Annotated in this window: 14 protein-coding genes; 7 read left to right on the forward strand and 7 right to left on the reverse strand. The window is 63.0% G+C overall.

Annotated features, from left to right (window positions below):
* The first annotated feature begins 2 nt into the window (after window positions 1–2).
* A complete protein-coding gene (locus HLA91_RS10415) occupies window positions 3–665 on the forward strand; it encodes a GNAT family N-acetyltransferase (RefSeq protein ID WP_102163023.1) in 663 nt (220 codons plus the stop codon).
* Here HLA91_RS10415 and HLA91_RS10420 read toward each other — a convergent pair whose 3' ends face one another.
* Window positions 666–1085 carry a hypothetical protein gene (locus tag HLA91_RS10420; protein WP_170274612.1) on the reverse strand — a complete coding sequence of 140 codons (420 nt, stop codon included), beginning with the start codon at window positions 1083–1085 and terminating at the stop codon, window positions 666–668.
* A gap of 150 nt (window positions 1086–1235) precedes the next feature.
* Entirely contained in the window at window positions 1236–1415 is a 180-nt protein-coding gene (locus HLA91_RS10425; RefSeq protein WP_102163025.1) for a hypothetical protein, read from the reverse strand.
* 229 nt (window positions 1416–1644) lie between these two features.
* On the opposite strand from HLA91_RS10425, the gene HLA91_RS10430 reads away from it, so the two are divergent.
* Genes HLA91_RS10430 through HLA91_RS13670 form a run of 4 tightly spaced genes read left to right on the forward strand, consistent with a single transcriptional unit; the run spans window position 1645 to window position 6876 of the window.
* On the forward strand, window positions 1645–3201 hold the full coding sequence (locus HLA91_RS10430; RefSeq protein WP_239557076.1) for an ABC transporter substrate-binding protein: 1557 nt from the start codon (window positions 1645–1647) through the stop codon (window positions 3199–3201).
* A gap of 5 nt (window positions 3202–3206) precedes the next feature.
* Complete coding sequence (locus HLA91_RS10435) at window positions 3207–4289, forward strand: ABC transporter permease (protein WP_170274613.1); 1083 nt, start codon at window positions 3207–3209, stop codon at window positions 4287–4289.
* Window positions 4286–5197 carry an ABC transporter permease gene (locus tag HLA91_RS13665; protein ID WP_204514210.1) on the forward strand — a complete coding sequence of 304 codons (912 nt, stop codon included), beginning with the start codon at window positions 4286–4288 and terminating at the stop codon, window positions 5195–5197. The genes HLA91_RS10435 and HLA91_RS13665 overlap by 4 nt, the downstream gene beginning before the upstream one ends.
* Window positions 5194–6876 (forward strand): ABC transporter ATP-binding protein, encoded by a 1683-nt coding sequence (locus HLA91_RS13670; protein ID WP_259797406.1) that lies wholly within the window; start codon window positions 5194–5196, stop codon window positions 6874–6876. The genes HLA91_RS13665 and HLA91_RS13670 overlap by 4 nt, the downstream gene beginning before the upstream one ends.
* Before the next feature lie 110 nt (window positions 6877–6986).
* Here HLA91_RS13670 and HLA91_RS10445 read toward each other — a convergent pair whose 3' ends face one another.
* The 5 genes from HLA91_RS10445 to HLA91_RS10465 all read right to left on the reverse strand — a co-directional run bounded on the left by HLA91_RS10445 (window position 6987) and on the right by HLA91_RS10465 (window position 11361).
* Window positions 6987–8225 carry an ABC transporter permease gene (locus HLA91_RS10445; protein ID WP_170274614.1) on the reverse strand — a complete coding sequence of 413 codons (1239 nt, stop codon included), beginning with the start codon at window positions 8223–8225 and terminating at the stop codon, window positions 6987–6989.
* Window positions 8209–8952 (reverse strand): ABC transporter ATP-binding protein, encoded by a 744-nt coding sequence (locus HLA91_RS10450; protein WP_204514211.1) that lies wholly within the window; start codon window positions 8950–8952, stop codon window positions 8209–8211. The genes HLA91_RS10445 and HLA91_RS10450 overlap by 17 nt, the downstream gene beginning before the upstream one ends.
* A complete protein-coding gene (locus tag HLA91_RS10455) occupies window positions 8939–10051 on the reverse strand; it encodes a peptidoglycan-binding protein (RefSeq protein ID WP_146004333.1) in 1113 nt (370 codons plus the stop codon). Before HLA91_RS10455 ends, HLA91_RS10450 begins: the two co-directional genes overlap by 14 nt.
* 108 nt (window positions 10052–10159) lie before the next feature.
* On the reverse strand, window positions 10160–10792 hold the full coding sequence (locus HLA91_RS10460) for a hypothetical protein (RefSeq protein ID WP_146004334.1): 633 nt from the start codon (window positions 10790–10792) through the stop codon (window positions 10160–10162).
* A gap of 200 nt (window positions 10793–10992) precedes the next feature.
* Window positions 10993–11361 carry a hypothetical protein gene (locus HLA91_RS10465; protein ID WP_146004335.1) on the reverse strand — a complete coding sequence of 123 codons (369 nt, stop codon included), beginning with the start codon at window positions 11359–11361 and terminating at the stop codon, window positions 10993–10995.
* A gap of 809 nt (window positions 11362–12170) precedes the next feature.
* On the opposite strand from HLA91_RS10465, the gene HLA91_RS10470 reads away from it, so the two are divergent.
* Together HLA91_RS10470 and HLA91_RS10475 are read left to right on the forward strand one after the other, a co-directional pair.
* Window positions 12171–13484 carry a sensor histidine kinase gene (locus tag HLA91_RS10470; RefSeq protein ID WP_146004336.1) on the forward strand — a complete coding sequence of 438 codons (1314 nt, stop codon included), beginning with the start codon at window positions 12171–12173 and terminating at the stop codon, window positions 13482–13484.
* A gap of 117 nt (window positions 13485–13601) precedes the next feature.
* Window positions 13602–14249 (forward strand): response regulator, encoded by a 648-nt coding sequence (locus HLA91_RS10475; RefSeq protein ID WP_170274615.1) that lies wholly within the window; start codon window positions 13602–13604, stop codon window positions 14247–14249.
* The last annotated feature ends 16 nt before the right edge of the window (window positions 14250–14265 follow it).

Below are 14265 nucleotides of genomic sequence, written 5' to 3' on the forward strand. Positions count from 1 at the left end.
ACATGAGCGCCGAGACTGCCGACACTGGCACCGCGGAGCCCTCGCCGGCCCCAGCCCCGGCCACGTTCGCGGAGCTGACCGAGGCGAAGCGCGTCGCGTTCCCGCTGCACACTGAGCGGCTGAGCCTGAGCCTGCTGGCGCCATCCGACGCTGAGGGTCTGTGGTCCTACTGGCAGCTGCCGGAGACCTCGGAGTGGACGTCATCGCGACCGGCCAGTGCCGAGGAGCTCATGTCCGAGCGGCTGGCTGCCGGCAACACACTCGTCGTGCGCCGCAGAGACGATGAGAGCAGCCACCCTGAGACAGCCCCGATCCTCGGCGAGGTGCTGGTGAAGATGCAGAATGCCTGGTCCCACCCCGAGGTCGCCCACCTAGCCCGTGGCACCCAGGCTGAGATCGGGTGCGCCTTCCACCCTGAAGCCACCGGGCACGGCTTCGCCCGCGAAGCGGTCACCGCCGTCCTCGACCTCATCGTCGACCTCGGGATCCGGCGCATCGAGGCGTTCTGCATGGCCGACAACACCGCCTCCTGGCGGCTGCTCGACCGGCTGGGCCTGCGCCGCGAAGGCAGCTACATCGGTGAGACCCTCCACCGCGATCACGGCTGGGTCGATGCCTACTCCTATGCGATCCTCGCCTCCGAATGGCAGGCCAAGCGCAGCTGATCAGCGCACGTCGCGCTGACGCGGCCCCAAGGGCAGCCGGGCGATGATCGCAAACAGGATGCCTGCCGGGATGCAGATGAGCAGCAGCGACATGAACACGTACAGCGCAGACGGCATCCACACGACGCTGACCATGTAGACGATGACAGGGAAGGTCAGCGCGAGAAACACCGCGGTGATGAGGGTGCCCTTGAGACCGCCAGCCGGGTTCTTCCACCGCACGATGCCGATGGCGAAGTTCGCCAGTGCCGCGACCATGCCCAGCAGCAGGAATGAGTTCATCAGCTCGCCGAAGATCCAGGCGATGCCGCCAGCCGGGCGGCTGGCCTGCACCGCCGCCGAGGTGCCGGTCACCAGCAGCGTGATGACGGCAGTCGATCCGGCGGCGACGATGCCGGCACGCACCGGCGGGGTCGCCACATTCAGCAAAGGCAGGTGCCGGGGCGCACTAGTGGCGTGAGCACGATCGCTGCGGTCGGGCTGGTCTGGCGACGCAGAATCAGGAGGGGTCTGAGCCATACCTCTACGGTAGCGGCTGACAGGCCGGGTGATGCACAGCGAGCCGCTGTATCAGCGCCGTCGCTCGGACCGGTTGATCCGGTTCCAGAGGAGCCCGACGGCGATGAGCCCAGCCAGTCCGATGCAGAACAGCACCGCCTCGAGCACACCCCACGATTCGCCGCGCAGCAGCGGCAGCAGCTGGACGAGCATGACGATGGCGAAGACCGCGCCGATGAGGATGCGCAGCATCTCAGTGACACCTCCAGTTCAGTGATCAGGGACTCCTGCACCCTAACGCGAGCCACCGGGGCGGTGTCGAAAAACCGCCCTGCATAGCGTGCCCACAGCGTCAGATGCGGCCGTAACGATCGTGTCTCATCCCCCACTGTTCGCTCAGCTTCCATGCAGATGCATCACATCTGTGCCCATAATGGATGGCACGCACAGCAGCATCGACGGCGATGAAGAGATGACGACTATGACGAGATCCCCAGCACGTGCACCACTCCTGCGTCGCCTGGCCAAGGCGATGACCGCCTCGGCGGCGGTCGCGATCCTCGCTGTCATCAGCGGCTGCTCGCGTCAGAGCGTCGACCTCGGCACCGCTGACTCGGACGACGTCATCGTCGCCTCGATCTCCGGTGAGCCCGACCAGCTCGACCCGCACTCCACCACCTCCTACTTCGCCTTCGAGGTCCTCGAGAACGTCTACGACACCCTCGTCGAACCCGATGAGGAGTTCAACATGCAGCCGGCACTCGCCGAGTCCTGGGAGGTCAGCGACGACGAGCTGACGTGGACGTTCCACCTGCGCGAGGGCGTCACCTTCCACGACGGCTCCGACTTCACCGCCGACGACGTCGTCTACTCATACCGGCGCATCATCGACGGCGAACTCGCCAACGCCTGGAAGCTCACGATGCTCAAAGACGTGCGCGCCGTCGACGACCACACTGTCGAGATCGAAGTCGACGCCCCCAGCCCCACCCTGCTCTCAGCGCTCGGCGGGTTCAAGGGCGTGGCGATCGTCGAGGAGGACAACGCCGAATCCGGTGACATCACCACCGAACCGGTCGGCACCGGCCCGTTCGCAGTCGACTCCGCCCGGCCCGGCGACTCCGTGACGCTCAAAGCCAATGAGGACTACTGGGGCGGGGCACCCGAGGTCGCCGGCGTGCAGTTCCGCTACATCACCGAGCACAACACGGCTGTCGCCGCCCTGCGCTCCGGGGAGATCGATTGGACCGACTCGATCCCACCCCAGCAGTTCGGCACGCTGGACAAGGACCAGTCGCTGCACATCGAATCGGTCATCTCGAACGACTACTGGTATGTGGCGATGAACCAGGCGAAAGAGCCCTTCGGCGACCCGAAGGTCCGCCAGGCGATCGCCTACGCCGTCGACCGCGACTCGATCGCCCAGGCCACCGGCTTCGGCACCTCGGAGGTCAACCAGACCGCGATCCCGGGATCGAGCCCATGGGCCTACGACTACGCGCCCTTCGAACGCGACACCGACAAGGCCCAGCAGCTGCTCGACGAGGCCGGTGTCGAAGATCTGTCGATGGAGCTCATGGTCACCAACGAGTACCCCGAGACCGTCACCGCCGCCCAGGTCATCGCCGACAACCTCTCCGACGTCGGCATCACGGTTTCGATCACCACCCTCGACTTCGGCTCCTGGCTCGACCGGCAGGGCCAGGGCGACTTCGATGCGCTCATGCTCGGCTGGCTGGGCAACATCGACCCCGATGACTACTACTACGCCCAGCACCACTCCGAGGGCCCGTCGAACTCGCAGGGCTACTCGAACCCCGAGGTCGACGAGCTCCTCGACGCCGGCCGCGTCGAAATGGACGCAGGCAAGCGGCACGAACTCTACGAGCAGGCCGCCCAGCACATCGTCGACGACGTCTCCTACCTGTACCTGTACAACCCGGCGGTCATCCAGGCCCACACCTCGCGCCTGGAGGGCTACACGATCCGCTCGGATCGGGCCGTGCGGTTCCGCGACGCGAAGCTGACAGAGGACTGATAGGCATGAGCGATCCGAACACCCATGGCAGCAGCACCGCTCCCGAGGCGGAGGACCGGTCTGCAGACACCACGCGTTCTGCAGACGCGAACCAGTCCAGCCAGACCGAGCAGACGCAGAAGGCGGGCTTCTTCACCCGGCATCCGCTGCTGACCTTCATCCTGCGGCGCATCCTGCTGACCTTCGTCACCCTGCTCGGCGTCATCGTCGTCGTGTTCTTCCTCATCCAGCTCGTCCCCGGCGACCCGGTGCGCATCGCCTTGGGCACCCGCTACACAGATGAGGCCTACCAGGCCCTGCAGCAGGCATCGGGACTCGACAAACCGCTCATCGTCCAGTTCTTCACCTACATCGGCAGTGCGCTGATCGGCGACCTGGGGGTCAGCTTCCGCAACGGCGAGCCGGTCATGATGCTGCTGCTCGAACGCCTCCCGGCCACAATCTCCCTGGCTCTGTGCGCCATCTTCGTCGCCCTGCTCATCGCGATCCCGCTGGGCACGATCGCCGGTCTGCGCGAAGGCGGCGCGGTCGACTCGATCGTCCGCGTCATCAGCCAGTTCGGTGTTTCGATCCCGGACTTCTGGATGGGCATGATGCTCATCAGCATCTTCGCCCTCGGCTTCGGCTGGCCCTCCTCCGGGTACACGCCGCTGACCGAGGACCCGATCGGCTGGGCCCAGCACATGGTGCTGCCGGCCATCACCGCAGGTGTTGTCTCGGCGGCGATCCTCACCCGGTTCATCCGCACCGCCGTCATCGACGTCTCGCATGCGACCTTCGTGCGCACGGCGACCTCGAAGGGCCTGAAGTACTGGACGGTGCTGGCCAAGCACATCGGCCGCAACGCCCTCATCCCGGTGCTGACGATCTCCGGCATCCAGCTGGCCACCCTGCTCGGCGGCGTCATCGTCGTCGAGGTCGTCTTCGCCTACCCGGGCCTCGGCCGCCTCATCTACGACGCCGTGGCCGCACGCGACTACCCGCTGCTGCAGGGCGCGATCCTGTTGATCGCGTTCATCTTCCTCACCATCAACCTGCTCGTCGACGTGCTCTACGCCATCATCGACCCGAGGATCCGGATCTCATGAGTGCAGAATTGCCGACCCGGCAGAACTCAGACACCAACGCCACGAAGAACACCCGCGCTTCGACGCTGTCGCTGCTCATGACGAACCCGACAGCCGTGTTCGGCCTCATCGTGCTCGCCGTCATCGTCGTCCTCGCGCTCTTCGGGCAGTGGATCGCCCCGTACGGCGCCAACGACATCGACGTCCCGCGCGCCCTGCAGGCACCGAGTGGCGCCCACTGGTTCGGCACCGACGAACTCGGCCGCGACGTCCTCTCCCGCGTCGTCATCGCCGCAGCCACCTCGCTCAAGGTCGCACTCATCTCCGTCGGCATCGCGCTTGTCGTCGGCGTCGGCGTCGGTGTGCTGTCGGGCTACCTCGGCGGGGTCATCGACTCGATCCTCATGCGCATCGTCGACGTCGCCTTCTCCTTCCCCGTCCTGCTGCTGGCCCTGGCGATCGTCGCGATCCTCGGCCAGGGCATCGGCTCGGCCATGATCGCCATCGGCATCGTCTACATTCCGATCTTCGCCCGCGTCGCGCGCGCCTCGACCCTGTCGGTCCGCCAGGAGCCCTACGTCCAGGCCGCCCGCACCATGGGTGTCTCGTCCGGCCGGATCGTGTTCAGCCATGTGCTGCCGAACATCTCCGGGCCCGTCATCGTGCAGACCTCGCTGTCACTGGCATTCGCGATCCTGACCGAAGCCGCCCTGTCGTTCCTCGGCCTCGGCGTCCAGCCGCCGGAGCCCTCGTGGGGCAAGATGCTCTTCGACGCGCAGGGCTTCATGGCCGACGCCTGGTGGATGGCGGTCTTCCCCGGTCTGGCGATCTTCGTCGTCGTGCTCGCCTTCAACCTGCTCGGCGACGGCCTGCGCGACGTCCTCGACCCCCGCCAGCGCACCATCATGCAGAACCGGAGGAAGAAGTGAGCCACACCCCTGATCAGGCTCCCGCTCCCGAGGCGGTGGGCACCAACCGTCGCTCCGCGCCCGAGGCGCCGGTCCTGGAGGTCTCGGACCTCACCGTCGGCGTCGGCCGCAACGACATCGTCCACGGCGTCGACTTCGCCGTGGCCAAAGGCCAGACACTCGGCATCGTCGGTGAGTCCGGTTCCGGCAAGTCCCTGTCGGTGCTCTCGGCCACCGGCCTGTTCGAAGCCCCCGGTGGTTACGTGCACGGCTCCTCGACCCTTGACGGCGAGCAGATCGTCGGGGCACCGGCCGGGCTGCTGCGCAGCATCCACGGCCGCCGCATCGGCTTCGTCTTCCAGGACCCGTCGACGAGCCTCAACCCGCTCATGACCTTGGAGGCGCAGCTGGCCGAGGGCCCGATGAAGCACCTCGGGATCTCCGCATCCGAGGCCCGCGAGCGGTCGCTGAAGTTACTGACCGAACTCGGGCTGCCCGACCCGGAGCTGCGGCTGGGCTACTATCCGCATCAGCTCTCCGGCGGGCAGAAGCAGCGCGTCATGATCGCCGTGGCTCTCGCGTGTGAGCCTGAGGTGCTCATCGCCGATGAGCCGACCACCGCTCTCGACGTCACCACCCAGGCCGGCATCATCGACCTCGTCGCCGGCCTGCAGCGGTCCCGGGACATGGCCGTCATCTGGATCAGCCACGACCTCGGGGTCACCGGCCAGATCGCTGATGACGTCGTCGTCATGCGCGAAGGCGAGATCGTCGAACGCGGCAGTGTCGCTGACATCTTCGAGCGCCCGCAGCACGAGTACACGAAGACGCTGCTGGCCGCCCGCCCGCTGCTGCGCACCCAGCAGGACGCCGGCACTGAGGACACGCACGCCGACCGGGAGGAGACGGGCGAGCCGATGCTGCGGATCGAGGATCTGACGGTGGACTTCGAGGTCTCCTCCCCCACCGGCAAACGCACCATCACCGCCGTCAAGGATGTCAGCCTCGATGTCTACCGCGGCCGCACGCTCGGCATCGTCGGCGAGTCCGGTTCGGGCAAGTCGACGATCGCCAATGTGCTCACCGGTGTCGTCGAACCGGCCTCCGGTGATGCGCGGATGAGCGGCGACCCGGTGCTCGGGCTCACGGGTGCCGATCTCAAGACGATGCGCCGGCGCATCGCGATGGTCTTCCAGGATCCGTTCGCCGCGCTCGACCCGCGGATGACGGTGCAGCGTTCGATCGCCGAACCGCTCATGGCCCACAACCTCGTGCCGCGGCGGCAGCGCCGGCAGCGCTGCGCCGAGCTGCTCGACCAGGTCGGCCTGGATGCGTCGTTCATCGAACGCTATCCGCATGAGCTCTCCGGCGGGCAGCGGCAGCGTGTGTGCATCGCCCGCGCCCTGGCCGTCGACCCCGAGCTGCTCATCCTCGATGAGTCGACCGCCTCGCTCGACGTCTCCATCCAGGCGCAGGTCCTCGATCTGCTCGCTGAGCTACAGGACGAGCACGGCTTCGGCTACATCTTCATCGGCCACGACCTGGCTGTCGTCGAGCAGGTCAGCGACACCGTCGCGGTGATGAAGGACGGCGAGGTCGTCGAATACGGCACCGCCGAACAGATTCTGCGCGAACCCCAGACCGACTACACCCGTCAGCTCATCGACGCTGTCCCACCGGCCGAGCCGGCGCGCGCCTGACCCCACGGAGCTCTCTCCCAGAGAACCGGTGTTACTGCCTTACGGATGCAGCTGGCTAGATCCGGCCCGCCCGCCAGGCTACGGTCTTCCCACCCGTCTTCCGGCGATCGTCAATTGCGCAGCGCGGCTGCAGGCTGAATGCGTCCGGCCCGCCACGCGGGGATGAACCCGGCCAGCGCAGACACCACAATCGCGGCCATGGGAACCACGATGATGTGCAGCGGAGACACTACGGGAACCCAGCCCTGCACCAGGCTGACGAGCAGCACAATGGCGGTGCCCAGGATAGTTCCTATGAGCCCCGCGGCTACCCCGAGGAGCGCAGACTCGAAGAGAATCTGTTTCAGCAGGTCGCGCGGCCGTCCCCCGATCGCGCGGCGCAGCCCGAGCTCACCCGTCCGCGCTGAAACTCCGATGGTGCCGGTGATGGCAATGGATGCTGCACCGATTACAGAGGCGAGTGCCGCTACACCGATGCCCAGATTGACGAGGAGTGAATCCACCGAGCGTCGGTTGGCTTCGGTCTCACTCGGAGGGGTGACGCGAAGCGCATCCGGTGTGGTGGGGAAGACTGCTGTGGGCATCGCCTCGGCAACATTGGCCGCTGCGCCCGGAGCGACAGTCACCAGCATCGAGGCTCCATCCTGCGGTGGCCCGAAGTGCTTGAGCGCGGTCTCTGCTGGTACGATCACTGCCCCGCCCAGCTGCGGCAGCCGCCCGGAGCCGTGGACGACCCCGGCGATGAGCAACGGTTTCCCACTGACGAAAATGTAGCGACTCTCGTTGCTGAGCGTCTCTTCTGAGATTCCGAGGGTCTGAGCTGCGCTTGCGCCAAGATAGGCGATATCAGCTGATCCGAGTTCGGTTCGAAACTCTGTCCCATGTACGTTCACCTCAGCCGCTTCGAACAGGCCCGGGCCTGCCACCATCACCGGTGGCGCTGTGGGTGCTGCCGAGTCGGGCAGAATCGACGTGCTGACAAGCAGAGACTGCCCGTAGCTATCAGAGAACACGCCCGCATGACGCACCCCGGACAGAGCGCGCACCCGCTCGGCAGACTGCGCTGGGAACGTCGTTCCCTGCACTGGCAGTATTCCTTCGTCAGCGGCGCCCACCGGTTGTGGCGCATCAGTGTCGACCGGACTGACATGTGCGATTACTTCGGTCGCTTTGCGCACATCGAAATCGTCTGCAACTTGAAAGCGCACTGTGGACACGAGGCTCAGCACAGAGATGACTGCAGTGACTGAGATGAGCAGTCCAACACTGCCGAGCAGAGACCGCACGGGCGTCGACATCACGGTCTTCCATGCCTCGCCCAGCAGGAGTCGGTCAATGCGCCGGTTCACAGCGCACGGTCCCATCGAAGACGACGATCGCCCTGTCCATTTGTGCGGCTACATCCTCGTCGTGTGTCACGATCACCTGAGCGCCTCCGTCCCGGTGGAGAGCCGCAAGGAGCTCAAGCACGCGGGCCGAATTACGGGAGTCCAGGTTTCCCGTCGGCTCATCCGCCATAAGCACCGAGGGTGAGTGCACAACCGCTCGGGCAATCGCCGCGCGCTGACGCTCGCCGCCGGACAGCAAACGGGCTGGCGTGTGCATCCGATGTGTGAGACCGACACTTTCAAGTGCCTGAGCTGCACGGTCGTTCCACTCGCGCTGCGGGACCTCGGTGAAGAACAGCCCGAGCTTGACGTTTTCCAGCACGCTGCGCCGATCGAGCAGATGAAAGGCTTGGAAGATGAACCCGAACGTGGAACTTCGCAGCTGCGCGCGCGTCTTTTCAGACGCGGATGCGGTCGGTTGACCGTCAACCCAGTACTCACCTGCAGACGGCACTTCGAGCAGGCCCAGGACATTGAGCAGACTCGATTTTCCTGCGCCCGAGGGTCCGATCAGCGCGATCCGTTCGCCGTAGCCTACGGTGAGATCGATGTCGGTGAGGGCATGCACCGGTGTGGCACCGTCATATGTCAAGGTGATGCTTTCCGCCCGAAGCAAGGCTGCCGCCTGATCTGCTGCTGTGCGGCTGTCACTCGAAAGACGACCGAAAACGATGTCATTGAAGGACAATGGTGTCTCCTTCGACCACGCCACCGCCGGTGATCTCAGTCCACCCGCCAATTGTCTGACCGACTTCGATGTCCTTGCGTGTCGGCCCGTCCTCGGTCTGAACGGTCACGTATGAGCTTCCGTCAGGGTCTGAGCGCACGGCGGTGACCGGGACAGCCAGTACATCTCCTCTGGACGCTTCGATCTCGACTGCGATGGTCAGCGCTGTGTCTGGCGGCAGCTCATCGCTGTCCGCCGGATCGATGATGATGCGTTTGGAGCCCTCCTGTTTCGATTCGTCAATGCTCGCTACAGTGCATGCGGACGTGCCCTCGCGCGAGGACGCAGTGATGGTGCACGCCATACCGGGTCGGATCGCAGAGGCCGTTGTTTCCGGCACCTCAGAGGCGATCTGCACTCCATCAGCCACCAGCGTGAGAACGGTGGCGTCAGCTTCGAGAACTGCCCCAACTCGGGCATCGACGCTGCCGACAGTAGCTGGCAGATCCGAGATGAAGGCGAAGACGCCTTCGGGAACCCGAACGGTTTTCGTGTCACCTTGAGGCGCCGTTGCAGTTGATTTCTGTCCGGCGTCCGCGTCGTCAATTTCGCTGTCTGCATCGCTAGCTGAGTCTTCATCGCTGTAAAGAATGGACGAGTCGAGTTGACGATTCGCGAAGAGCTTCACAACTGCACGCGCCGTCGAGCTGCCGAAGACACCGTCCGAGTCGGTGACTGAAAAGCCGAGTTGCTTCAGAGCTGACTGCAACTGACCGACGTCAACACCTTTGTCGCCTTCACCGACAGATCGGTACATAGGGAACTTGCCCGGAACGGTGACGATGGGGAAGCCGCTGACCTCCGCCACGACCGTTCCAGCAGAAACCGTGTCTCCGGGTACGACCGAAGTTCCGGTGACGACCAGCTTGCCGTCGGAGGGCAGCGAAGGCACCGCGACCTGGGTGCCGCCGGTCGCTTCTACGGTTCCCGACAGGGTCGCTTCGACAGCTAGCCTCCGCTGCTCCACTGCCGCCGTGACAACAGGTTTGGGCGGTGGTTGAGCGTCCGCTACGCGTTGCGCCGGCGACTGCGTCATGCGTAGGAGGATGAAGCCGGCCACGAGCACACCTACGATGACCAAGATGACGCTTCCAGTCAGCAGCACACGATGCCGACTGCCAGGTTCGTTATTCGAACCGCGGTCACGAAACAGACCCACAGGATCGCCTCACTCGACGGCCTTGCTCAAGTGAGCGAGTTCAGCCGCGTGCTGCTGGACAAACCTGTCCTTCGGTTCGTCCAGCGCTTCCTGCCACTGCTTCCACAGCGGCTCTGCACACGTCACCATGAGTTTGCCCGCTTCCTTCGAGTTCTCATCCGTCATCGCATCGAGGCTCGCCGCACCGAGACTGAATTGGCCCTCCCAGCCGTGCGCGGTTTCACCTGCGTCGTTCTTCCCCACGGTGGCGCCGCCAGCGATGAGGCAGTCGTTCACCGTTTGCTTCTCGGTGTTGTACCGCGGATCGTCCAGGACTTTGTCGAGCTCGTCACCCCATGCGTACTGCAGGTTCTCAAACTTCTGGTAGTCCTCGCTCTGAGGGGATGGGATCTCATCAGACCCAGCATCTGCACAATCCCACAGCACGAGATCACTGTCCTCGACCGTGGCATTGGCTTCGGGGGCGCGCCGCCAATCAAGCCCAACTTCAGTCAGCATCTTCGGCGAGGGCACGCGGAAGTCTGGAATCTGCAGATGACGCGTCGCAGCTTCATCGGCACGCGGCCACAGATCCTTGCGTCCGTTCTGCTCTAGGCAACTGCGAATTCCTTCTACCCGCCAGGAGGACAGGCGCTCACCCACCCATAGCGCATCATAGTGAGAGTCCGTTCCCGGGATCTGCACAATCGCACTTTCCACGCGTGGGTCAACACTCCCGTGGTCACTCGACCCGCTTGATCCATTCCCTGAACACCCACTGAGCAATACCGCGCAGCCGAGGAGAACACCGGCCATCAACCGCTTCTCCACGACTGCACGAAGCTCAAGACGCGATCTGTTCATTAATGCAGAACCTTCACCGTTGCGCCGTTGGTGGCCCGAATTCGATAGATGGTCCCTGGCTTCAATCCTCCAATGATCACTTTCGTTCCAACCTTGCCGTTCTTCAACTCAAGCCTGGCGGATGCCGTCTTCCAACTATTCCCTGACTTGTATTCGCCAAAGTAAACCGATTTTGAAACCTTCTTAGCCTTCACTTCAGTAAGATTAACGTCTTTACATTTGGTGCTCGGCTTAACATGTTGGTGTTTGAGCTCTGTCCAGAAGCTGTGACAAGGACCAGCAGCCGCAACTGGCTGGGCCGCTGCGATCCCCCCGCCAAGTGCGACGGCGAGAACTGCCGCCAAGGAGGCAGCCTTCGCTGACTTCATTATAAATACCCCTTACTACATGAGACGACACGCCACTCTAGTGCGATGACGCTAAGAACATAGTCCCAATACACCCAGTGCTCATGGAATACGTTGTCTGACGTATGTTCTCAATTCCGGTTACGGCGGGAAGGGCAGTTGCCGAGGACTCGCTGACCCTCCCCTCAACTCATTGAGCAGGATCGAGAATGCTCGACCGCACACACAGCTGTGGCCCGCCAGCGCATAGCTCACCAGGAGCTGTCTGGTGGGGTGCCGTCGGGCACGCGCCCAGACGATGCCCCCGTTCAACACGATCGAGCGTCCCGGCCCACCAGTGAACGGTTCATCGGGCTAAGTCTGTCTTGAGTAGACAGCATCCGCCCACCTGCGCCACCTTCGTAGGTAGCCACCGGCTCGGTGCGCTACCCGGTTCTGAACGAGAGTCTCGCCTACCCGTTCCGTTCTGCCGGCGGATTCAGGGACTGCTACAGAATCGGAACAGACAAGACTTAACGGAAAGCTCACAGTGCCCCAGGGTCTGAAGAACAGCAATCCGTGAGTCGATCACAGACGATGCAGAGCGCTGAACCGAGCAACATCTGCGTACGGCGGAGAAAGGAGACGTCCTCGCGATTCTTGACAATCAGGAATTGTTTCAAGACAGAAGTCTGCACTTGCGCGCCCGCGACTGCACAAGAGAGCGAGACCCTCACTCCCGCACTCAAGCGCACATTCGATTCCGAAGATGACATCCACGATCGAGTCAAGTGACGAGATCGTCGCGACGAACGCAACCGAAGCCATAGGGAACCGCGTATCATCTCACCATGGACCCAGTGAATCGCAAGAATGGAGGCCCCAGCAACGCGCGGGTCGCGCTATTGAGGAACCTGTCCGGAGACAGATTCATCGATCCGGCTGTCAGACTCAGTAGCGTCCTCATCGCTGTCACGTTAGTTTCCTATGGCGACGCGGGGCCGGATCCATTCGCGCTCGCTATCCAAGCCTTGGCTGCAGGCGCGGTCGTTCTATGTAGCTTCAAGCCGCTGCCGGGCATGGCCCTTGCAGCCTCCGCCCTAGTTCTTGAACTCGCGACAGGTCTCGACATCGGAGTTCATATCGCAGTGTCCGCCTGTATAGCGATTTCGCTTACGTACCTGCGATGGAAGGTCGCGACGATCGGCTCCGCATTCATTTGTCTGAGTGTCATATGGAAGCTCTTCATGACGTCCATCAGCCTGACAGCACTCGTTCAGGTGGAAGGCTACGTTTTGGTGCTCGCGCTGATTCTAGGGGCAAGTGGAGGGCTCGGCCAGCAGCGCCTCGACGCTGCGATGTTCAAAGCCGAGGTTGCGGGTCGTGACGCAGAGCGAAAGCGCAGCCAGGAACGAACGGGAATCGCAAGAGACGTTCACGACTTGATCTCATTCAACTTGACGCGCGAGACTCTGATCCTGAACTCGATTCGGCTTGACACTACGGTGATGACAGATGATCACTTGGCTGAGCTACGAATAGCTAACCACGCTACGCAGAGATCTCTTCGTCAGCTCACCAAAACGTTGACCGGACCAGCAGCACTAGGAAAGATCGCACAGACAGATGATCTCCAGACCATCTGCGAGGACGTCGAACACACTTTCAACGGATTGGCAACACCGTTGACCGTCTCATGTCACATACCAGCACGGTTCTGCTCAGTGCACGCTTTCCGGCACCTGGAGTGCATCATCACCGAAGCGGCCTCGAACATCCTTCGGCATCATGACAAGAACCGGCGAGACCCCGCCGCGATCGATATCTATTTTGATGAGCAGACAGCAGAACTAGCAATTCGGACGTCGAACCCATGTAACCCGGCGAGCGAGAAACGCGAGCCACATTCGCTTGTCAGCAGGGTTGCCGAACTTGGCGGCGCTCACTCTATCCACGTGAACTCAACTTTCAGCCTGGAAGCACACATCCCAGGGGAGCTTCAATCACTCGCTCACTACTGCGGTGAGCATCTTTCCGATATACGCGATTTAACGGATGCGTCATCATCAGACTTAGTGTTCAGATTCCGGCATGAAGATTGTGCTTTCGCTGATCCTCGCCGGATCCGCTTCGATCGCTCTGACGGAGACACCGAATCCCACTGATGCAATCCCTCCTAGCGCCTCCCACACAATTGTTGATTCCCGTAGCCACCCCAAGCCTGACTTTCTATGTGCATTATGGAAGCGGACAAACCCAAAACTGTACAAGGAACGGTGCACATGACTCGCGTAGCAATCATCGATGACGACGCGTGGGCAGTCCGTGGCATTGCCTCTGCGCTCGAAGATGCAACGGGGTTTGATGTCGTCGCCGAGGAATACAACGGAAGCAACGGCGTAAAAGCGGTGCTCGAGCACCACCCAGATGTCGTCCTGATGGACGTGAATATGCCGGGAGGCACCAACGGCATCGCAGCTACTGCCCAGATCCGACAGATGTGCCCGACAGCAAGAGTCATCGTTTTGACGACGCTGTCCCCTGGGCCGGGGCTTGCGAGGGCGCTAGAAGCAGGTGCGATCGGGGTGGTGACGAAGTCAGACCCACCGGATGTTCTCGTCGCAGCGATCCGTCAGGTGATGGACGATGATGAACCTGGTGCGCTTAAGAACCTCGCCGAAACCATCTTCATCAGCGGCGATCCCATGCCAGATTCGCCAGCAGTCCCGCCGCGTCTCACTTCCGCTGAACAGAGCATCCTTGAGTACATCGCTCGGGGCATGAGCTATGCAGACATTGCCGAAGAGCTCACGATCTCTCCGGCGACGGTACGGACACACGCGCAACGTCTACGTGAGAAGCTCAATGCCCATTCACTGTCACAGCTGGTCTATCGGGGCCTGCAGATGAGATTCATCAGCGTCTACTGACCTGGCTATATCTCTT

It is taken from the genome of Brevibacterium luteolum (genome assembly GCF_013004595.1).
Lineage (GTDB): Bacteria > Actinomycetota > Actinomycetes > Actinomycetales > Brevibacteriaceae > Brevibacterium > Brevibacterium luteolum.

Excerpts from the sequence above, each read along its gene's own strand:
- HLA91_RS10415 (WP_102163023.1), top strand. The coding sequence starts at position 3 with ATGAGCGCCGAGACTGCCGACACTGGCACCGCGGAGCCCTCGCCGGCC.
- HLA91_RS10425 (WP_102163025.1), bottom strand. The coding sequence starts at position 1,415 with ATGCTGCGCATCCTCATCGGCGCGGTCTTCGCCATCGTCATGCTCGTC.
- HLA91_RS10430 (WP_239557076.1), top strand. The coding sequence starts at position 1,645 with ATGACGAGATCCCCAGCACGTGCACCACTCCTGCGTCGCCTGGCCAAG.
- HLA91_RS10435 (WP_170274613.1), top strand. The coding sequence starts at position 3,207 with ATGAGCGATCCGAACACCCATGGCAGCAGCACCGCTCCCGAGGCGGAG.
- HLA91_RS13665 (WP_204514210.1), top strand. The coding sequence starts at position 4,286 with ATGAGTGCAGAATTGCCGACCCGGCAGAACTCAGACACCAACGCCACG.
- HLA91_RS10465 (WP_146004335.1), bottom strand. The coding sequence starts at position 11,361 with ATGAAGTCAGCGAAGGCTGCCTCCTTGGCGGCAGTTCTCGCCGTCGCA.
- HLA91_RS10470 (WP_146004336.1), top strand. The coding sequence starts at position 12,171 with ATGGACCCAGTGAATCGCAAGAATGGAGGCCCCAGCAACGCGCGGGTC.
- HLA91_RS10475 (WP_170274615.1), top strand. The coding sequence starts at position 13,602 with ATGACTCGCGTAGCAATCATCGATGACGACGCGTGGGCAGTCCGTGGC.